The 18,828-nt window shown below is 64.0% G+C and carries 18 protein-coding genes, 1 tRNA gene and 1 pseudogene; 11 read left to right on the forward strand and 9 right to left on the reverse strand.

Annotated features, from left to right (window positions below):
- Positions 1 to 200: 200 nt before the first annotated feature.
- Entirely contained in the window at positions 201 to 971 is a 771-nt protein-coding gene (locus G7077_RS06985; protein WP_206367603.1) for a DNA-processing protein DprA, read from the forward strand.
- Here the strand turns inward: G7077_RS06985 and G7077_RS06990 are convergent.
- Both G7077_RS06990 and G7077_RS06995 read right to left on the reverse strand, forming a co-directional pair.
- Positions 968 to 1,495, reverse strand: coding sequence for a ComF family protein (locus tag G7077_RS06990; RefSeq protein WP_166411076.1), 528 nt, complete (start codon positions 1,493 to 1,495; stop codon positions 968 to 970). The two genes, G7077_RS06985 and G7077_RS06990, sit on opposite strands and share 4 nt — an antisense overlap.
- A gap of 153 nt (positions 1,496 to 1,648) precedes the next feature.
- Positions 1,649 to 1,723, reverse strand: a tRNA-Gly gene (locus tag G7077_RS06995).
- Between the two features lie 154 nt (positions 1,724 to 1,877).
- Here G7077_RS06995 and G7077_RS07000 point away from each other — a divergent pair.
- Together G7077_RS07000 and G7077_RS07005 are read left to right on the forward strand one after the other, a co-directional pair.
- A pseudogene (locus G7077_RS07000) lies at positions 1,878 to 2,785 on the forward strand (tetratricopeptide repeat protein).
- Positions 2,782 to 3,396 carry an LON peptidase substrate-binding domain-containing protein gene (locus G7077_RS07005; RefSeq protein ID WP_166411077.1) on the forward strand — a complete coding sequence of 205 codons (615 nt, stop codon included), beginning with the start codon at positions 2,782 to 2,784 and terminating at the stop codon, positions 3,394 to 3,396. The pseudogene G7077_RS07000 and the gene G7077_RS07005 overlap by 4 nt, the downstream one beginning before the upstream one ends.
- Here G7077_RS07005 and G7077_RS07010 read toward each other — a convergent pair whose 3' ends face one another.
- Positions 3,397 to 4,617, reverse strand: coding sequence for a UbiH/UbiF/VisC/COQ6 family ubiquinone biosynthesis hydroxylase (locus G7077_RS07010; protein WP_166411078.1), 1,221 nt, complete (start codon positions 4,615 to 4,617; stop codon positions 3,397 to 3,399). It lies immediately after the preceding gene.
- Between the two features lie 100 nt (positions 4,618 to 4,717).
- On the opposite strand from G7077_RS07010, the gene G7077_RS07015 reads away from it, so the two are divergent.
- The 4 genes from G7077_RS07015 to ribA all read left to right on the forward strand — a co-directional run bounded on the left by G7077_RS07015 (position 4,718) and on the right by ribA (position 9,792).
- Entirely contained in the window at positions 4,718 to 7,039 is a 2,322-nt protein-coding gene (locus tag G7077_RS07015; RefSeq protein ID WP_425505271.1) for an FtsK/SpoIIIE family DNA translocase, read from the forward strand.
- Between the two features lie 91 nt (positions 7,040 to 7,130).
- Positions 7,131 to 7,727 carry a LolA family protein gene (locus tag G7077_RS07020; RefSeq protein WP_166411079.1) on the forward strand — a complete coding sequence of 199 codons (597 nt, stop codon included), beginning with the start codon at positions 7,131 to 7,133 and terminating at the stop codon, positions 7,725 to 7,727.
- 233 nt (positions 7,728 to 7,960) lie between these two features.
- Positions 7,961 to 8,755, forward strand: a complete 795-nt coding sequence (locus G7077_RS07025) for an exodeoxyribonuclease III (protein ID WP_166411080.1) — start codon at positions 7,961 to 7,963, stop codon at positions 8,753 to 8,755.
- Positions 8,752 to 9,792 (forward strand): GTP cyclohydrolase II, encoded by a 1,041-nt coding sequence (ribA, locus tag G7077_RS07030; protein ID WP_166411081.1) that lies wholly within the window; start codon positions 8,752 to 8,754, stop codon positions 9,790 to 9,792. Before G7077_RS07025 ends, ribA begins: the two co-directional genes overlap by 4 nt.
- On the opposite strand, the gene G7077_RS07035 is transcribed toward ribA, so the two are convergent.
- The 3 genes from G7077_RS07035 to G7077_RS07045 form a co-directional block, all read right to left on the reverse strand.
- Entirely contained in the window at positions 9,784 to 10,452 is a 669-nt protein-coding gene (locus tag G7077_RS07035; RefSeq protein ID WP_166411082.1) for an HAD family hydrolase, read from the reverse strand. The two genes, ribA and G7077_RS07035, sit on opposite strands and share 9 nt — an antisense overlap.
- Positions 10,449 to 11,102 (reverse strand): YggS family pyridoxal phosphate-dependent enzyme, encoded by a 654-nt coding sequence (locus G7077_RS07040; protein ID WP_166411083.1) that lies wholly within the window; start codon positions 11,100 to 11,102, stop codon positions 10,449 to 10,451. The genes G7077_RS07035 and G7077_RS07040 overlap by 4 nt, the downstream gene beginning before the upstream one ends.
- 115 nt (positions 11,103 to 11,217) lie before the next feature.
- Positions 11,218 to 11,919, reverse strand: coding sequence for a porin (locus G7077_RS07045; protein WP_246167094.1), 702 nt, complete (start codon positions 11,917 to 11,919; stop codon positions 11,218 to 11,220).
- A 225-nt stretch (positions 11,920 to 12,144) separates the two neighbouring features.
- Here G7077_RS07045 and G7077_RS07050 point away from each other — a divergent pair, with 225 nt between their 5' ends.
- Genes G7077_RS07050 through holA form a run of 4 tightly spaced genes read left to right on the forward strand, consistent with a single transcriptional unit; the run spans position 12,145 to position 16,575 of the window.
- Entirely contained in the window at positions 12,145 to 12,540 is a 396-nt protein-coding gene (locus tag G7077_RS07050) for a DUF3576 domain-containing protein (RefSeq protein WP_425505317.1), read from the forward strand.
- A gap of 14 nt (positions 12,541 to 12,554) precedes the next feature.
- Positions 12,555 to 15,074: a leucine--tRNA ligase gene (gene leuS, locus G7077_RS07055; RefSeq protein WP_166411085.1), complete on the forward strand. Its 2,520-nt coding sequence runs from the start codon at positions 12,555 to 12,557 to the stop codon at positions 15,072 to 15,074.
- Entirely contained in the window at positions 15,071 to 15,562 is a 492-nt protein-coding gene (gene lptE / locus G7077_RS07060) for an LPS assembly lipoprotein LptE (RefSeq protein ID WP_166411086.1), read from the forward strand. Before leuS ends, lptE begins: the two co-directional genes overlap by 4 nt.
- Positions 15,559 to 16,575 (forward strand): DNA polymerase III subunit delta, encoded by a 1,017-nt coding sequence (holA, locus tag G7077_RS07065; RefSeq protein WP_166411087.1) that lies wholly within the window; start codon positions 15,559 to 15,561, stop codon positions 16,573 to 16,575. The genes lptE and holA overlap by 4 nt, the downstream gene beginning before the upstream one ends.
- 1 nt (position 16,576) lies before the next feature.
- On the opposite strand, the gene G7077_RS07070 is transcribed toward holA, so the two are convergent.
- The 3 genes from G7077_RS07070 to rsmG are packed head-to-tail and all read right to left on the reverse strand — an operon-like array spanning position 16,577 to position 18,788.
- The gene (locus G7077_RS07070) at positions 16,577 to 17,473 is read right to left on the reverse strand and encodes a ParB/RepB/Spo0J family partition protein (RefSeq protein WP_166411088.1); all 897 of its coding nucleotides are present in this window, start codon (positions 17,471 to 17,473) and stop codon (positions 16,577 to 16,579) included.
- Positions 17,470 to 18,249, reverse strand: a complete 780-nt coding sequence (locus G7077_RS07075; protein WP_166411089.1) for a ParA family protein — start codon at positions 18,247 to 18,249, stop codon at positions 17,470 to 17,472. Before G7077_RS07075 ends, G7077_RS07070 begins: the two co-directional genes overlap by 4 nt.
- Entirely contained in the window at positions 18,246 to 18,788 is a 543-nt protein-coding gene (rsmG, locus tag G7077_RS07080; RefSeq protein WP_166412383.1) for a 16S rRNA (guanine(527)-N(7))-methyltransferase RsmG, read from the reverse strand. The genes G7077_RS07075 and rsmG overlap by 4 nt, the downstream gene beginning before the upstream one ends.
- Positions 18,789 to 18,828 lie beyond the last annotated feature (40 nt).

Genomic DNA, 18,828 nt, shown 5'->3' on the forward strand with positions numbered 1-18,828 from the left:
GGGGTGCCCAGGGTCAAGCAGCGTCGGTTCTACTTCGTCGCGTTCATGCCTACGATTTGGTTCTTACGCTGCGACGCACGAAATTGTCCGCCGCGACAAAAACATCAACGATTTGAGTCGCTTGAGCTCGGCGCTAAGCATTTGAATCTGCATGATGAATCTGCTATTACCGAGCATCTTGGAATAGGCTGGCACCGCGCATGAACGACCTTGCCTTGCACACACGCCAATTCTCGCCCATCGCCCGCGAAATGGCGTACACTCCGCCCTCTGCTGTCCGTGAAATTGATCTATCGGAACTGCTGGCCCGGCACGGCGGCGCGCCTTTCGAAGCGAAGCAGCTTGATCTGGTATTCGGTAGGGAAGCGGGTCACCAGAAGCGCCGCACGACCAAGCCGATTTGGTGTGCCGGCCACCTCGACTCCCTTCAAGCTCCGGCTGTGGCGATTGTCGGCACTCGCAAAGTTTCTCCGGCTGGCGCCGCACGCGCCCGCAAGCTGGCCCGCGGGCTCGCGACGAGCGGCGTCGCAGTGGTCTCCGGCCTGGCCGAAGGCGTTGATACGGAAGCGCTCACTGAAGCGATGACCGTTGGCGGCCGGGTCGCGGCCGTGATTGGTACTCCGATCGACAAGGCTTACCCGGCGAAGAATGCGGCGCTCCAAGAGACAATTTACCGGGATCATCTACTTATCTCACAGTTCCCGGTCGGCACGCGGACATTCAGGTCACACTTCCCGGAACGGAACCGGCTTATGGCAGCCATCTCCGACGCTACGGTCGTAATCGAGGCATCCGATACGTCAGGTACGCTTCACCAAAGCGCCGAATGCATGAAGCTCGGCCGTTGGCTATTCATAGCTAAGTCAGTCGTGGAGGATCGTGGCCTGTCTTGGCCAGCTAAGTTCCTGCCGTACGAGAAGACAGTGGTGCTCGAGCGAGTCGAAGACGTTCTCGAGCGTCTGAACTCTTAATGGGTCGTTCGCGCCAGAGCGACTAACTTCACGTCGGCTGCGCCAGCCTCCAGCAGTAGCCGCCGGCAGGCGAGAAGCGAATTGCCGGACGTTGTGACGTCGTCAAGCAAGAGCACGACCCGACCTCTGATCCGATCGACGTTGTCGACCCTAATAGAGTTCAGATGGGTCTCAATGCTTCGATCGCCGCCCGTCGCCAATTTGGGAACCGTTGTATGCCGCACAAGGCATGCACCGGCACTGGTCAGCCCATGCAGCTTCTCGATTAGTCGGTCGGCCAAGTCGTGCACTCCGGACTTCGAAGCCTTTGCGGCGTCATGGGAAGGTACGACGGCAATCGCGTAGGCCGTCTTAATCCGCGGCACCATATAGTCGGCGAAGTACCTCAGCCCGCGTTCGTATCGCTTTTTCAGGTCGAGGACCCGGCTGCTGTGAACCGGATAGTCGCCCCCGTTCCCGCCCTGCTCCTTGTGCCAGCCCCAAGGACGGTATTCGCCCAAAACCGTGATCTCGGCCTCGAGCACGTCGAACTTCGCTGGGTTGAACGCGATGCCAGTACCTTACTGCACGTGACAACCGAGCAATAGGTTCATAGGACGTGAAGGCTTATAGGCCCAATCGCAGTTACCTATGCGTTACCTCCTCGAAAGGTGGTAACTTTAAAATCAGCAGAAAACTGGAGCGGGCGAAGGGATTCGAACCCTCGACCCCAACCTTGGCAAGGTTGTGCTCTACCCCTGAGCTACGCCCGCTCTGGCGCTGAACCGCGGTCGGTGACCGTCGGCAGGGTGGCGGGCGCCTAGCACGGGCCGCGCCGGGACTGCAAGGGGCCGCGGCGCCGCTTGTGAGAAGAGACGCTGCCGCCCATATGAGCTCCCTGTCTGCGACACCAAGCAAGGAGCACACGTGGCGACTTTGGGGCTGAACGAATCGGAACGCGAGGCGATTGCACGCTTCGAACAGGACGTCATCCAGCCGTCGATGACCAATCTGGTGGTGCTTCAATTCACCGCCGAATGGTGTGGCCCGTGCAAGCAGCTCTCGCCCATCCTCGACAAGGTTGCCGCCGATTATTCCACGAAGGCGGTCAAACTGGTGCGGGTCGACGTCGACCAGGACAAGATGATCGCAGCGCAATTTCGGATTCAGTCCGTGCCGACGGTCTACGCGCTCTACCGCGGCCAACCCGTTGCCGACCTCACCAATTATCGCACCGAAAGTCAGATCGCCCGCGCGCTCGACCAGTTGCTCGGCCAATTGCACATCGAGGGTGAGGAGGCAGCGCAGCAGGCGCAGATCGCCCCCTGATCGAGATGGCGGAGCAGGTGCTGGCGGACGGCGATGCGCCGCGCGCAGTCAACATCTTCCGTCAGATCCAGGAAATGGTGCCGGACGACGAGCAGGTGATCGGCGGCCTGGTGCGCAGCCTGCTCGCGGCCGGCGAGCGCGAGGAGGCTCAAGCGGTAGTCGACGGCCTGTCCGATGAGAGTAAGGCCAAGCCGGCGATTGCACGCGCAAGGGCCGCACTCGAATTGGCAAGCAGCGCACCTGCCGCCGACTTCAGCGCGATCGAGGAACGGATTTCCGGCAATCCCGACGATCTTGATGCCCGCTTCGAACTGGCGGGTGCCAAGGCAGCAGCGGGCGACCGTGACGGGGCCGCGGATGCGTTGCTCGACATCGTACAACGCGATCGCGAATGGAACGAGGGTGCCGCCCGCCAACGCTTCCTGCAGTTGCTGGAGGCGGAGGGCATCGCCGATCCATGGTCGCGTGAGCAACGTCGGCGCTTGTCGGCGTTGCTGTTCACTTGACCCGCATTCCCATCTTCCCGCTGGCGGGTGCGATTCTTTTCCCACGCTCCCAGCTACCGCTGCACATCTTCGAGCCGCGGTACCGGGAGATGGTTCGTGACGTCATGGCGTCGAGCGCCCGCATCGGGATGATCCAGCCCAAGGGCGAGCACGGCGAGCTTTACGACGTCGGGTGCATCGGCGAGGTCGTCAACGTCGAGGAGCTGGATGACGGCCGCTTCAACATCGTTCTGCTGGGTTCGGGGCGGTTCCGGTTGTTGGCGGAAGAGGATTTGGGCACCGCTTACCGCAACGCCACTATCGACCCTGCCGCGTTCGACGAAACGGAGCCGGAACCGCTCGGGCTCGCCGCGCGGGCGGAAGTTGAGCGGGAGGCTAGGCGGCTGGGTGATGCCATGGGTTTATCGGTGGACTGGCAGGCTGTCGGCCGGCTGGATGACGAGATGCTGGTCAATGCCATCGCCCAGGTGGCGCCGTTCGACGTTGGCGCAAAGCAGGTGCTGCTCGAGGCTGCGAGCCTAGCCGAGCGTGCCGACCTGCTGGTTCAGCTGATGCAGTTCCAGCGGCTCACCCTGCGCGGCGGTGCGGACGCGGAGCCGTCGATCCAATAATCAGATCGGCAGCCCGCGCAGCAGCAGGGGGAGGTCGCCGCTAGTTCCGCGGGCTTCGGCCATCAGCCGGTTGCGGATCGGGCCTAGGCGGTTGACGACGCCCATGCCAAAGCGGCGCACCGCCGATGCGGTGCGTCCGGGAACGCCGTACAGCCGGGTCAAGCTGTCGGTCGCCACGGACACCATCAGCGAGTCGAGCGACCGCCAGCGCTGGTAACGGGCGAGCAATTGCGCATCGCCTAGGTCGAGCCCAAGCCGTGCCCCCTCGACGATCACCTGCGCCAGGGCAGCAGCGTCGCGAAAGCCGAGATTGAGGCCTTGCCCGGCAATCGGATGGATCGCGTGCGCCGAATCGCCGACCAACGCCAACCGCTGCGCCGTAATCTCCGCGGCGTGATGAAAGCCGAGCGGGTAGGTCGAGCGAGGCGCCGCCATGGCAATCGACCCGAGAAAGCCGCCCATGGCCGACTCTGCTTCCGCAGCGAATTGCTCATCGCTTAGCGACATCCAGCCCGCAGCGTCGGCCTCGGGAACGGACCAGACGATCGCCGATCGGTGACCTTCCTCGTCATCGGTCATCGGCAACAGAGCGAACGGGCCTGTCGGGAAGAAAATCTCGTACGCGACATTGTCGTGCGCACGCTGGTGGCGCAATGTCGAGACGATCGCCTGATGCTTGTAGCGCCAGTTGGCCATGCGGATCCCGGCCATGTCTCGAACCGCCGAGTTGCGTCCGTCAGCGGCGATCATCAAGGGCGCATGGAGGCGACGACCGTCGGCCAGCGCTACGCTGACGCCATGATCTCCGCGCTCGATGTACGCCGGGGAGGACTTCCAGATCGGCCAGATACTCTTGCCCGCTTCGGCACGCGCACGGAGCGCCGCGCGGAGATGGCGGTTCTCGTGCATCCAGCCGAGCGGCTCCCCATCATCGGCGGGCGGATCGAAGTGCAGCGCGCCCGGCTGCAACCCGTCCGCGACACTGATGCGAAGGATGGGGCAACCCGGGACGGGGAGATGATCGATCACCCCGATCGCCTCCAGCATCCGCATCGAACTCGAGGACACGGCCGAGGTCCGGCCATCGAACGCCATCCCGACACGCTGATCCGGATCGGCAGGGTCGACGATGATGGAGGAAATGCCGCTGGCATCCAGCGCCGAGGCGGTCGCCAGTCCCACGAGCCCGCCACCAAGGATGATTACGTCAGCGCGATCCATGAGCGATGCCCTAGCCGAGTGACGCCAAGACAGAAAGCTTGACCCGGGAGTCGGCGGCAAGGCATTCTCCCGCGCAGACTTTTTGGGCGGGGTAGAAACGATGGCAACCGCAGCGGCGGGGGCTCGCAAGCGCGACATTGGGCCGGACTGGCGCGATTCCCTGCGTCTGGCGATGCGCAATCTGCTGATTCGAGTCACAGGAATGGTGCTGCTGGCGCTGGCCGTCGCAACCGCCGTGGCGTTGGCGACCTACCATTCGACGGACCCCTCGCTGATGACCGCCGCCGGTGGCCCGCCCAGCAATTGGATCGGCGCACCCGGTGCTTTCGTCAGTGACCTGCTGCTTCTGCTGCTCGGCATACCGGCCGCGCTGCTTTTGCCTCCTGTTGCGCTTGCGGGCGTTCGGCTGCTCAGGCTTCGGACCGGCGCTCGCCTGGCAAGGTCGCTCGGCATCGCCGCAGCCGGCGCGCTGGTTCTTGGCATTGCACTTAGCCTGAACAGCAAGTCGGCCGTTTCAGGCCTGCCCAGCGGCTGGGGAGGCGCCGTTGCTCTGGAGCTTGCAACCCTGATCGAAGCAGGCATCGGGCTGATCCCCAATGCTGCCATCTCGGGTCCGCTGCGGCTGACCCTGCTCCTCTTGTTCGCCATCGGCGGCCTGGTGCTCGGCTATTGGTCGCTAGGACTTCAGGCAGAGGAGAAGGGCTGGGCCAGCGGCCTTTTCCGGCGCACCCCGTCCGAGAAGAAAGCGGCGCCGCGCCGGACCATGGAGCAGGCGGAGCGTGCCCCCGCAGCCGCTCCGCCCAAATCGCGGCCGGCGGTGGCCGTCGCCGAACCGTCGCGCCAGATCGCGCCCGCCAAACCTGGTGCCAGGACCAAGTCGGGGGCGCAGCCAAGCCTCGCGCTTGGCGACAATTACCAGCTGCCGTCGATCGACCTGCTCGCCGCGCCACCGGAACAAGGCAAGACGCAGATCGATCGAGCCGGCCTTGAACGCAATGCCCGTCTGCTCGAGTCCGTGCTCGAGGATTTCCACGTCCGCGGCGACATCGTCGAGGTCCGCCCCGGTCCCGTGGTCACCATGTACGAGCTGGAGCCGGCAAGCGGGATCAAGGCGAGCCGGGTGATCCAGCTCGCCGACGACATCGCCCGCAACATGTCCGCATTGTCTGCCCGCGTCGCCACTATCCCCGGTCGCAGCGTGATCGGCATCGAGCTTCCCAATCAGAAGCGCGAGACGGTGAGCCTGTCGGAGCTGGTCGGGAGCCAGGCGTTCGAGGATCAGGCAATGGCCCTCCCGTTGATCCTCGGCAAGAATATCGCCGGCGACCCGGTGATTGCCGACCTCGCGCCGATGCCGCACCTTCTCGTCGCCGGCACCACCGGGTCGGGTAAGTCGGTGGGCCTTAATTGCATGATCCTGTCGCTGCTCTACCGGCTGAGCCCGGACCAGTGCCGGATGATCATGATCGACCCCAAGATGCTGGAGCTCAGCATCTATGACGACATTCCTCACCTGCTGTCGCCGGTTGTCACCGAGCCTGCCAAGGCGATCCGTGCGCTGAAGTGGACCGTCGAGCAGATGGAGGAGCGCTATCGCATGATGGCGAGCCTCGGCGTTCGCGCCCTGCCGAGCTTCAATGCCAAGGTGCGTGAGGCGAAGGCGAAGGGGGCGCAGCTCGGGCGGCGGGTCCAGACCGGCTACAACGCCGAAACCGGCCAGCCCGTCTACGAGACCGAAGAGCTGGAATATGAGGTTCTGCCCCAGATCGTGGTGGTAGTTGACGAGCTTGCCGACTTGATGATGACCGCCGGCAAGGAAGTCGAGTTCCTGATCCAGCGGTTGGCACAGAAGGCTCGCGCCGCCGGAATCCACCTGATCATGGCGACTCAGCGGCCCTCGGTCGACGTGATCACGGGCGTTATCAAGGCGAACCTTCCCACCCGCATCAGTTTCCAGGTCACGAGCAAGATCGACAGCCGCACGATCCTTGGCGAGCAGGGCGCCGAACAGCTGCTGGGCAAGGGCGACATGCTCTACATGCCCGGTGGCAAGCAGATATTGCGTGTCCACGGTCCGTTCGTCAGCGACGAGGAGGTGCGCGGGGTCGCGGAGCATTGGCGGCGTCAGGGCGTGCCCGACTATATCCAGGCCGTAACCGAAGAACCGGAGGACGGCGGCTACCTCTTTGACGGCCAGCCGACCGAGGAAGATGACGCCGAAACGGCACTCTACAAGAAAGCGGTGCAGGTGGTTGCCGAAAGCCAGAAGGCGTCGACCTCTTACATTCAACGGCAGCTGCGCATCGGCTATAACAGCGCGGCTCGGCTCATCGAGCGGATGGAGAAAGACGGCAAGGTCGGGCAGCCAGACCATGTCGGCCGCCGCGAAGTGCTGATGGACACGGACGGCCATCCGATCTGATCCGAACACATGAACGGACCGGAACCGTAAGGTTCAGAACGCATTCAATGCCGGAGCCCTAGCCGGGGCGAAACAATCCAGGAGTGTTCCCATGACTTACGCGACCAACTTCGCGCGCGCCCTGACGCCGCTGGCGATCGTGGCCGCAGCGGCGCCAGCAGCGGCTCAGAATGCCGATCTCGCCAAAGTGCAAGCGCATCTGCGCGCGGTAGATTCGATGAGCGCCAACTTCACTCAGACCGACGCGCGTGGGCGTTCTTCCGCCGGCACGCTGCAGATCAAGCGCCCTGGCCGAGTACGCTTCCAATATGGCAGCGGCGATCTGTTGCTGGTGGCAGACGGCAGCCGTCTCTGGTTCCTCGATTACACGGTTGGGCAAAAGAGCAGCTACGCGCTGAACCGCACGCCGCTCGGCCTTCTGCTCTCGAGCAATCCGGACGTTCGCTCCGCCAAGATCCTGCCGAGCGCCGACCCGCGCGTGATCACCGTCCGGGCGAGCCGTGCGGCCTATGGCACCCTCATCCTCGTCTTCACCCGCAACGCATCAGCGCCGGGCGGCCTATCCCTCTATGGCTGGACGGCGATCGACGCGCAGAACAAGCGCACAACGGTCAAGCTGAGCAATGTCCGCTACAATGTCGCGGTGCCGGCGTCGGCGTTTACGTTCCGCGATCCGAAGAAAAGATAGGCCTAAAGACCAGTAGCAATCGGCAACCTGTTCATCGCGGCGTCAGCCTGCCTGGTCTAAAAGCAAGCGTGATCCGGCAATTGCCTGGGGTTTCCCCCTGTTACCCAGGGCACCGCCGGACACCTTGCGTGACGAACGCTTGGTCGGCCCTCGTTCCATGCCCCCGGAGCGAGGGCCTTTCCATGTCCGGCAACGGCTTTGCGCGGCGGGCGCAGCGGGGCTAGGGAATAAACGTGGGGACCACGCTTAAGATCGCTTCCTGGAACATCAATTCGGTGCGCGCGCGCACGCCAATTGTCGAGCGGCTGCTCAAGGAAGAGGCACCGGATATCCTGTGCCTGCAGGAGACCAAGGCGCACAACGACGTCTTCCCCGCCTCTTTCTTCCGCGAGCATGGCTATGTTCACCAGCAGCTGAACGGCCAGAAGATGCATCATGGCGTGGCGATCGTCAGCAAGGTACCGCTGCACGAGCCTGGCGCCCATGACTGGCAGGACAATGGCGAGGCCCGGCATGTCGGCGCCCGGCTCGACTGCGGGATCCGTATCGAAAATGTCTACGTGCCCGCGGGCGGCGATATCCCGGACCGCACGGTGAACGTGAAGTTCGGCCAAAAGCTCGACTTCGTGGAGCGGATGACCCGCTGGTCGGAGAAGTTGCGCGAGCCGACTTTGATCGTCGGCGACTTCAACATCGCGCCGCTGGAATGCGACGTTTGGAGCCACAAGGCGCTTCTCGATGTCGTCAGCCACACACCGGTCGAAGTCGACGCACTGACCCGCCTTCAACAGGCGCATGACTGGATCGACATCGGCCGCACGTTCGTGCCGGCACCGGAGCGCTGCTTCACCTGGTGGAGCTATCGCTCGCCCGACTGGACCAAGAACGACCGTGGGCGGCGGCTCGACCATATGTGGGCCTCGCCGGCGCTGCGCGACGTCTTGGCGTCGCACCAGGTGCTGGAGCCGTGTCGCGCGTGGACACGCCCGTCCGATCATGTGCCACTCATCTGTGAGATCCAGGTTTGAGTGGAGCGCTGCTTGAAGAAGCGATCGCAGCGCTTCGCGCGGGCCGCCCGGTCGGTGTCGGCGACCACAGCTTCGCCGCCGTCGAAACTTTCACCGATTCAACGCTGGCCTTGCTCGACCCGCACCAGTCCGCGCGGCTGCTGATCAGCGGCACGCGGGCCGCCGCTGTTTACCTGGCCAATGATCTCAACGCCGCCGACCCGCATCAGCCTGTAGCAATCCAGCGGGCAGATTGGCTTGACCGCCAGGGCGCGCTCTCCATCGCCGACCCGGGGCAGGATCTCGACCGCGCGCCGCTGGGACCGCTCACCACCGTTCCTCTGAGCGCCGAGGATGAGGCGGCAGCAGCGTTGGAGCTGGCGCGACTTGCAGGACTACTGCCGGCGCTCTGGCTGTTGCCGGCAGGCGAAACGGCGCTGACCGTCAACCCGTCGGACCTGTTGGGCCACCGGCCGGGCGTTTCCCTGACCGCGCGTGCGAAACTGCCGCTGGAGGGTTTGCCGCCAACGCAGATCGTCGTTTTCCGCGCTGCCGGCGATGGTCAGGAGCATGTGGCGCTTGTGATCGGCGCCTTCGGTGGGCAGCCGCCGCTTGTCCGCCTTCATAGCGAGTGCCTGACCGGCGATGTGTTCGGCTCGCTTAAATGCGATTGCGGCCCGCAGCTCCACGAAGCGCTACGCATCATCGGCGCGAGCGGCGGAGGCATCCTGCTTTACCTGCGTCAGGAGGGGCGCGGCATCGGAATTGCCAACAAGATCCGCGCCTACGCCCTGCAGGACCGCGGCCTCGACACCGTGGACGCAAACCGGCGGCTTGGGTTTGGGGATGATGCCCGCGGCTATGGTGACGCTGCGGCAATGTTGAAGGCGCTTGGTGCCGATCGTGTCCGGCTGCTCACCAATAATCCGTCCAAGGTCGAGGGTCTGGTTGCGGCTGGAGTCGAGGTGGTCGAGCGGGTGGCGCATCATATGCCGGCCAATCCGCACAATGCCGATTATCTTGCAACGAAGCGCCGCAAGAGCGGGCACCTAGCGTAGGTCGAGCAACTCGCCGATTTCATCGAAGCTGCCGGCGATTTCTTTTACGCCCAGCGCACGCAACCGTTCCTCATGACCGTCGGCGCAATGCCGGCCCGCCACAAGCCCGATCACGCGTGCCCCGGAGGCCACGGCGCCAGAGACGCCGATTTCCGAATCCTCGATGATCGCGCACTTCTCGATGGGAATGCCGATCTGCCCCGCCGCATGAAGGTAGATGTCTGGCGCGGGCTTGCCGTTGGCGACATGCTCGTGGCCACTATAGATGTGAGGTGCAAAGGTCTGCCGCAGGCCTAGGTGGTCGAGGTGAGTGCGGATCCAGTGCGTCGTGCTGGAAGAGGCGATCGCCTTGGGAAGCGCCGGATCGAGCGAGCGCACGAAACCCACCGCGCCGGCGACCGCCTCCAGTCCGTGGCGAAGCGCCCGCAAATCCTCTTCCCGCCGCTGATGATGAAATTCGTCCGGTACCGGCCGGCCGATATGCCGTTCCACAGCGTCAAGGAATGCCGGGCCGCTCAAGCCAGTAAAGTTCGTGAGTGCATGATCGACGCTGGTGGGATGCCCAAGCTCGGTCAGCAAGTCGGCAAGGTGCCGGTTGCTGACCCATTCGCTTTCCAGCAGCACTCCGTCGAAGTCGAAGATCAGCCCGTCCGGCCTCATTCCTGGAACAGCGCCGATCCCACCCGAACGGCGGTCGCCCCTAGCTTCACGGCCGCCGGATAGTCGGACGACATGCCCATGCTCAAACCGGTGACGTCATGACGCCGCGCCAAGTCGGCGAGCAGCGCGAAGAAGGGCGATGGCTCCACGTTCAGCCGTGGGATGGCCATCAAACCCGCGAGGGGCAGCGGCGACTCGCGGACTGCCTCGATCAAGGCCCCCACGTCCTGAATAGGGCAGCCTCCCTTTTGCTCTTCGGCGCCGATGTTCACCTGTACGTAAACTGCCGGGTTGCGGTCTGCCCGCTGAGCTTCCTTCACCAGCGCATCAAGCAAGGAGTGACGGTCAAGCGAGTGGATCACGTCGAACAGCACCACAGCTTCCGCGGCCTTGTTGGATTGCAGACGGCCGATGCAATGCAGGCGAATCTGTGGGTGATCGGCTCGCAAGGCTGGCCACTTTGCCTGCGCCTCCTGGACGCGGCTTTCGCCGAAGTCGGTAACGCCGGCCCGAATCAGCTCCTCGATTGCCTCGACGGAGCGCGTCTTGCTGACGGCAATGAGTGACACGTCGCCGGACTCACGCTTGGCGACGGTAGCAGCGCGGGCGACTTCATCTCGGATGTGCTGAAGGCGAGCGGCGGCAGTCATCGGAGGTGGCCTATAGTGCCGGAGGTGCAGTCACGCGAGTGCTGGCGACGTCAACCGACTTCGCGGCGGCGCCGACCCGCTGACCGGCCTAACCTGTGTCGGCGCGTTGCTTGACTTAGAACTTGAAGGCAGTGCCGACGTAGACCGCCTGGCTGTCGCGGCGATTGTCGGCAACCGGGGCCAGCCGGTCGCGATCGATGCGGTAGCGGACCCCGCCGGTCACAGCGATCCGACGGCTAACGTTGTAGGAGGCGCCGACGTCGAGCGAGTAATTGTCGCTCCGGCGGAGTGCCGCAAGGCCACGTCCATCACCGCGATCCGCATTCACCGCCACTTGTCCGGTGAACTGCTTCAGCGAATAGCTGACGCCCACCGAAGCACTCTCGCGACCTTCGATCGAGGGGTTCGTCTCCGACGACTTCGCCACGTCACCCGCAAGCGCGAAGCGGCGCCAGCCGACACCAACGCCAAGATTGTAGCTCGTCGGCGTCAGAGTCGTTGCCGAGGTGGCGGCAGCGCGCGTCACCGGCGTGCTGCCCTTCGCCGCCGGCGCACGGATGGCGATGCGGACCTGCGAGGGACGGCCCTGCGCCGCGGCAGGTGTGAACTTAAGGTCGCCAAGCGCGCTTCCACGCCGCGCAAAAGCAGCAGCGAGTCGTGGATCCGCATTGGCGGGGGTGAAGACCGGATCGAAACTAAGCGACACGGCGCCTGGCTTGCGCTTGGTCGGAGCACCCGCCGCTGGGGTCAGCACGACGGCCGCCGCGGCAAGCGCGGCGAACGGCAGCATCCCCTTCCAGGCGTGTGCGAGTCCCAAAACTTTCTCCCTGTGTGCGAGTCGATATAGCCGAGCGAACATGAAGGTTCCATGACGCGAGTCCGAATCCACCCGGGCTGTTGCGGACTCACAACAAGACTCATCAGGTGGGGAGCCTTGCGGGAGAGGGACGAGCTTCTATAACGCGGTTGCGATCTTCACGAACAGCTTGCCCGAGGAACCTTGATGGCCCGCTTAATCACCACATCCATTCTGGCCGTCTCGATGGCGCTGACCGTCGGCGCCTGCAGTCGCAGCCGCGATATACCGACCGATCTGGCGCCGGCGCGTGTGACCACCATCGGCGTGAACAGTTATCTTTGGCGGGCCGCGTTGGACACCGTTTCCTTCGCGCCGCTTCTGCAAGCGGACTCTAATGGTGGCGTCATCGTCACCGACTGGTTTGCCAATCCCAATGCGCCCGGCGAGCGGGTGAAGCTGACCGTCACGGTCCTGGACCAGGATCTTCGCGCCGATGCCTTGCGCGTCGCCGCCGCGCGTCAGGTGCAACAGAATGGCGTCTGGGTCGACACGGCCGTCTCTGCCGCCACCGTCCAGAAGCTTGAGGACATCATCCTCACTCGCGCCCGCGACATTCGCCGGACCTCCGTCAGCGGCTAAGGACGGATCACCGAATGACCAGCCGCTTCGATCCGGCAGCGGCGGACTCGCGCTGGCAGCAACGCTGGGAAGCGGAACGCTGCTTCGCGGCCGATAGCGCAAGCTCCAAGCCCAAGACCTACGTGCTCGAGATGTTCCCCTATCCGTCGGGGCGCATCCACATGGGTCACGTCCGCAACTACACCATGGGCGACGTAATCGCCCGTTACCGGCGGATGCGCGGGTTTGAGGTGCTTCATCCCATGGGCTGGGATGCCTTCGGCATGCCTGCTGAAAATGCGGCCATGGAGCGCAAGGTGCACCCCGGCACCTGGACGTGGTCCAACATCGCGACCATGCGCGACCAGCTGAAAAGGTTGGGCTTTGCGCTCGACTGGAGCCGCGAGCTCGCGACCTGCGACCCGGCATATTACGGGCATGAGCAGGCGCTGTTCCTCGACATGTTCCAGGCGGGGCTGGTTTACCGCAAGGAGAGCGAGGTCAATTGGGACCCGGTCGACATGACCGTGCTCGCCAACGAGCAGGTCATCGACGGCCGTGGGTGGCGCTCCGGCGCCGTGGTCGAGCGGCGCAAGCTCAACCAATGGTTCCTGAAGATCACCGACTTTGCCGAAGACCTGCTGGAGGGTCTCGGAACCCTGGACCAGTGGCCTGACAAGGTCCGGTTGATGCAGGAGAACTGGATCGGCAAAAGTCGCGGGCTGCAGTTCCGCTTCCAGCTTGCAGACGCCGGCGCCGGAACGTCGGAAATCGAGGTGTTCACCACCCGCCCGGACACTATCTTCGGCGCCAGCTTCGTCGCAATTGCAGCCGGTCACCCGATCGCGGAAGCGCTTGCGGCCGACGATCCGGCGCTCGCGGAGTTCATCGCCGAATGCCGTGCTGGCGGTACCAGCGCCGCCGAAATCGAAACGGCGGAAAAGAAGGGATACCGCACCGCGCTCGAGGTCGTTCACCCGCTTGATCCTGAGTGGCGTCTACCCGTCTACGTGGCCAACTTCGTGCTGATGGACTATGGCACTGGCGCCCTGTTCGGCGTTCCGGCGCATGACCAGCGCGATTTTGAATTTGCAACGCGTTATCATTTGCCAATTCACCGGGTTGTCGCGAGCAGCATTGGAGAGGCCGGGAAGCCGGTTGAAGGCGAAGCAGAAACACTCTCGGGTGTGGCCGTAAACTCCCGTTTTCTGGACGGCATGCCCACGGATCAAGCCAAGGGCGAAGTCATCCGCCGCGCGGAGGCTGGCGGCTGGGGTGAAGGCAAGACCCAGTACCGTCTGCGTGACTGGGGCGTCTCAAGGCAGCGCTACTGGGGCACGCCGATACCCATCATCCACTGCGATGCGTGCGGGCCCGTGCCGGTCCCGAAAGATCAGCTGCCGGTCACCCTGCCGGAAGACGTCAGCTTCGATATTCCCGGCAATCCCCTCGACCGCCACCCAACCTGGCGCAACGTCGATTGCCCGAAGTGCGGAAGCGCGGCACGGCGAGAGACCGACACGCTCGACACCTTTGTCGATTCAAGCTGGTACTTCATCCGTTTCGCCAGCCAACCTTCCGACCGCCCGTTCGACCGCGCCGAGGCGGAAAGCTGGCTGCCGGTTGCGCAATATATCGGCGGCGTGGAGCACGCGATCCTTCACCTGCTTTACGCCCGCTTCTGGACCCGCGCGCTGGCACACATTGGGCAGATTGGCGTCGCTGAGCCGTTCAAGGGTCTGTTTACTCAAGGAATGGTGACGCACGAGACTTACAAGTCGCTCGACGGCCGCTGGCTTGCTCCGACGGAGATCGAAGTGCGCGATGGCGGACGCCTGGTGGAGGCCGCGACCGAGAGCGAGGTCGAGCGCGGCCGCATCGAGAAGATGTCCAAGTCGAAGCGGAACACGATTGACCCGGAACCGATCGTAGACCGCTACGGGGCGGACGCCGTCCGCTGGTTCATGCTGTCCGACAGCCCGCCCGAGCGCGACTTGGAATGGTCGGAAAGCGGCATCGACGGTGCCGCCAGATTCGTTCAGCGGGTCTGGCGCCTGGTCGGAAGCACCGGTGGTGACGGCGAGGACTCCGCCGTCCGCAAGAAGCTTCACCGCACCATCGCCGCTGTCGGCGAAGCCGTCGACGGCCTGCAGTTCAACAAGGCGGTGGCGCAGCTTTACGAACTGGTCGGAACCCTTGAGAAGGCGCAGCCCTCCAGCGACCGAAGCGAGGCGATCCGCGCCCTCGTTCAGCTCATCGCCCCTATGGCGCCCCACCTGGCCGAGGAATGCTGGTCGATGCTGGGCGGCGAAGGCTTGGTCGCGCTATCGGAGTGGCCGACCTTCGACCCCGCGCTGCTGATCGACGATCAGGTGACCGTTGCGGTTCAGGTCAACGGCAAGCTCCGCGACACGCTGACGGCGGCACGAGGCCTGTCGCGCGAGGAGCTTCAGGCGCTGGCGCTTGCGTCCGACAAGATCCAGCGGCAACTTGACGGCGCCTCTCCAAAGAAGGTCATCGTGGTGCCCGACCGCCTGGTGAATATCGTCGCATGAAGCGCAGCTTGCTCGTCTGCCTTGCCTCCGCGACGCTGGCAGGATGCGGGCTCCAGCCGCTCTATGCCGGCGGCGAAGGCGGTAGGGTGGCACAGTCGCTCCGTTCCGTGTCCGTGGGGCCGATCGACGGCCAGGTCGGCTGGCTGGTGCGCAATGCCCTGGTCGACCGGATTGGAAATGGCGGAGCGTCCGCCCCTCGTTATCGGCTGCAGGTCGAACTGGACGACGACATCAGCAGTTTCGGCATCCGCGGCGACCGTGCCGCAACGCGTGAGCGCCGGACGTTGCGGGCGCGCTACCAGCTCGTGGAAGCGGCGAATGGCCAAGTCGTCCTGGACGCCACCGCGGGCTCAGACGCCGGGATCGACGTCGTCAGTTCGGAATATGCGACTGTCGCGGCCGAGCAGACGGCAGCCGAGCGTTTGTCGACCATTCTTGCAGACCAGATTACGGCCCGCGTCTCGTTGTTCCTGTCGCGCGCGCGATGAAGGTGGCGCGCGGTGGGCTCGCCCGCGCCCTCGATCAGCCCGATCCTGCGATCCGCTTCTACCTGTTCTACGGAAATGATGAATCTCAGTCCCGCGCGCACGGTCAGCGCCTTCGTTCGGCGCTAGGGGCGACCCGAGTCGCACTTACGGGCAGTGCGGTGAAGTCCGACCCGGCGTTGATCGCGGCGGAGGCCAGTGCCTTGTCCTTGTTCGACGGACCACGCCTCGTTTGGGTCGAGCCTGCGGGCGATGAGATTGCGGAGGGCGTCCAGGCTTTGTTCGACGCTGCAGCCACAGAAAGCCCGGTGGTTGCGATCGCGGGCGCGCTTCGCAAGACCTCGGCGCTCGTGAAGCTCGCCGAAGCCTCGCCCCTCGCACTCGCGAACGTTTCGTACGTACCGGAGGGTCAGGACGCAGAACGGATGGTGGTTGAAGTCGGGCGAACGCTCGGACTTAAAATCCCCTCGCCGGTTGCTGCCCGCATCGCCCAATCATGTGGGAACGACCAGGCCGTTGTCCGGCGCGAGTTGGAAAAGCTGGGGCTCTACGTCGATGCGGCCCCCGAGATGCCGAAGGAGTTGACCCACGATGCGGTCGATGAAGTTGGCGCCGATATGCCCGAGGGCGACTTCATGCGCCTCGCCGACTTCGCCTTGAGCGGGCGAATGAAGGATTTGGCAGACGAGCTTGCCGGATTGGTTGCGACCGGCGGCGACATCCGTCCGGTTCTTTCCGCGCTTCAACGGCGCCTGCTCCTTCTTGCCCCGTTAAGGGCCAGGGTTGAGCGTGGCGAGCGCCCCGATGCGGTCATGACGTCAGTAGATAAGTCGTTGTTCTACAAGGAAAAACCGGTGGTCAACCGATTGCTCCAGCAATGGGATGCGGCGTCGCTTGCCCGTCTCGTCGACCGGAGCGGCAAGCTCGCGCGCGACACTATGCTGAACTCGATGCCGCCACTTGAGGGGCTCGCCGAGGAGCTGGTTGCCGTCGCGCGGGCGGCGCAGCGCCGCTGAACTAGATCGGTTCGCCCGTAAGCCGCTGACAAATCAGGTCCAGCTGGTCGAGGCTGCTGTAGTGCAGTGACACCGTTCCCCCTTTGCTCACGTCGAAACTCACCTTCACGCGAAGGCCAAGCACGTCGCTGAGTTGCCGTTCCAATGCATCGACGTCGCTGCCGCCAAGAGCCTCGCGCTGCTGACGACGGACCACCGCCCTTGCCATGTCGCTGCCTGCTCCGGGCTTCACCTTGCGTGCCAACGCCTCCGCCTGTCGGACGGACAGGCCCTTGGCGATGATTTCGCGGGTGATCTCCTCGGGGGTGTCGGCGGACGCGACCGCCCGGGCGTGCCCCATGGTGATGTCACCCCGCATCAACGCCGAGCGGACGAACTCCGGAAGGTCGAGGAGACGGAGCAGGTTGGCGACGTGGCTGCGGGACTTGTTGACGAGGCGGGCCACTTCGTCCTGGCCGTGGCCGTGGCTCTTGATGAGCTGGCGGTACGCTTCCGCTTCTTCCAGCGCATTGAGATCTTCGCGTTGGATGTTTTCGATCAGCGCGAGCTCGGCGGTCGTCGCATCGTCGATCTCGCGCACGATGGCTGGGATCGCATGCAATTGCGCCTTTTGCGCCGCGCGCCAGCGCCGTTCGCCGGCGATGATCATGAAGCCGTCGCCGTCCGGGCGAAGAAGAATGGGCTGGAGAACGCCACGCTGCGCGATCGACTCGGCAAGCTCGGTGAGACTCGCTTCGTCGAAGTAGACGCGCGGCTGAGCAGGGTTTGGATGAATTCGCGCGATCTCTACTTCGCGAACGCCGCGACTATCTGTTGCTGCCGTCGTTGCAGTTTTCTGCGGCTGCTCGCCAAGGAGTGCTGAAAGACCTCGCCCGAGGCCCGACGCCGGCTTGCTCATGCCGCCTCTGCGCGCTGGGGCAGTCGCGCCATCAGTTCCCGGGCAAGCTTCACATAGGCTTCCGACCCGGGGCAGCGAAGATCGTAGATTAATGCGGGCAGGCCATGGCTCGGCGCCTCCGACAACCGCACGTTCCGCGGCACAACGGTCTCGAATACCGCCGACCCCAAGCAGGCGCGCACGTCCTCGGACACCTGTTGAGAAAGATTGTTGCGACGGTCGAACATCGTCAATGCGACGCCGAGGATCGACAAACCTGGGTTGAAGGCCAGTCGTATGCGCTCAACGGTTTGGAGCAGCTGGCTCAAACCCTCCAACGCGAAGAACTCGCATTGAAGGGGGACCAGCAGGTGCCGCGCAGCGACCATCGCGTTCACGGTCAGTAATCCGAGCGAAGGCGGGCAATCGATCAGGCAAATGTCCCACCGGGGCGGCGCTGCCAACAGTGCCTTGTCCAAGCGACGCGCGCGATCTTCAAGCTCGACCAGCTCGATCTCTGCACCCGATAGATCGACCGTCGCAGGCAGCAAATCCAGGCGAGGGACGCGCGTCGCAACTGCCGCTTCGGCGACCGAAGCGCTGCCGATCAGAACATCATAGGTGGAGCGCTCGCGCTGCGATTGAGCGACCCCTACGCCGGTCGATGCATTACCCTGAGGATCGAGATCAATCAGCAGCACGCGCCAGCCGATGGCTGCGAGCGCCGTCGCAAGGTTGATGGCCGTTGTGGTCTTTCCCACCCCGCCCTTTTGGTTGGCAACGACCACCCGGATCATGGCTTTCGCTTTGCCTTCACATTGCTGAGCAGCAGGATAGAGGAATCCGCATCCGTGCAGCTCGGTTCCGCCCGAAGGTCATAGTGCCAGCTTCGTTGCGCTTCGCCTAGTTCTTCCTGAACACGCCTCCCTTTAGGAAGCACCCACACGGTCCTTTGGTGGGCAAGGTGGACGGTTATCCCCAACAATCTGTCGAGTGCTGCGACAGCTCTGGCAGTGATGATGTCGAACTGCCCTTCGACTCGTTCCACTTTACCGGTGATTACATGGACGTCCGACAAGCGAAGCTCTTCGCGTACTCGCCGAAGAAAATCTGCGCGTAGCCTACGGGGTTCGATCAGCGTTACCGGATTTCCAGAGAGGATGGCCACGATGATACCTGGGAGACCAGCGCCAGAACCTATGTCCGCCCACGTGCCGGTATTCGGAGCCACTCGCAGAAGCTGCGCACTATCAAGGATGTGCCGCTTCCAGAGATCGTCGGCTGTGCTTTCAGCTATAAGATTCTGGCGCTTTGCTTCGTCACGTAGCAGCGCGATGTAGGCTCCAACTTTCGCAAATGTTTCACGTGAAACATCC

The organism is Sphingomonas piscis (genome assembly GCF_011300455.1).
Classification (GTDB): domain Bacteria; phylum Pseudomonadota; class Alphaproteobacteria; order Sphingomonadales; family Sphingomonadaceae; genus Sphingomicrobium; species Sphingomicrobium piscis.

Coding starts and splice junctions, on each gene's coding strand:
- G7077_RS06985 (WP_206367603.1), top strand. CDS start 201: ATGAACGACCTTGCCTTGCACACACGCCAATTCTCGCCCATCGCCCGC.
- G7077_RS07010 (WP_166411078.1), bottom strand. CDS start 4,617: ATGGATCGCGCTGACGTAATCATCCTTGGTGGCGGGCTCGTGGGACTG.
- G7077_RS07015 (WP_425505271.1), top strand. CDS start 4,718: ATGGCAACCGCAGCGGCGGGGGCTCGCAAGCGCGACATTGGGCCGGAC.
- G7077_RS07020 (WP_166411079.1), top strand. CDS start 7,131: ATGACTTACGCGACCAACTTCGCGCGCGCCCTGACGCCGCTGGCGATC.
- G7077_RS07035 (WP_166411082.1), bottom strand. CDS start 10,452: ATGAGGCCGGACGGGCTGATCTTCGACTTCGACGGAGTGCTGCTGGAA.
- G7077_RS07040 (WP_166411083.1), bottom strand. CDS start 11,102: ATGACTGCCGCCGCTCGCCTTCAGCACATCCGAGATGAAGTCGCCCGC.
- G7077_RS07050 (WP_425505317.1), top strand. CDS start 12,145: ATGGCGCTGACCGTCGGCGCCTGCAGTCGCAGCCGCGATATACCGACC.
- leuS (WP_166411085.1), top strand. CDS start 12,555: ATGACCAGCCGCTTCGATCCGGCAGCGGCGGACTCGCGCTGGCAGCAA.
- lptE (WP_166411086.1), top strand. CDS start 15,071: ATGAAGCGCAGCTTGCTCGTCTGCCTTGCCTCCGCGACGCTGGCAGGA.
- holA (WP_166411087.1), top strand. CDS start 15,559: ATGAAGGTGGCGCGCGGTGGGCTCGCCCGCGCCCTCGATCAGCCCGAT.
- G7077_RS07070 (WP_166411088.1), bottom strand. CDS start 17,473: ATGAGCAAGCCGGCGTCGGGCCTCGGGCGAGGTCTTTCAGCACTCCTT.
- G7077_RS07075 (WP_166411089.1), bottom strand. CDS start 18,249: ATGATCCGGGTGGTCGTTGCCAACCAAAAGGGCGGGGTGGGAAAGACC.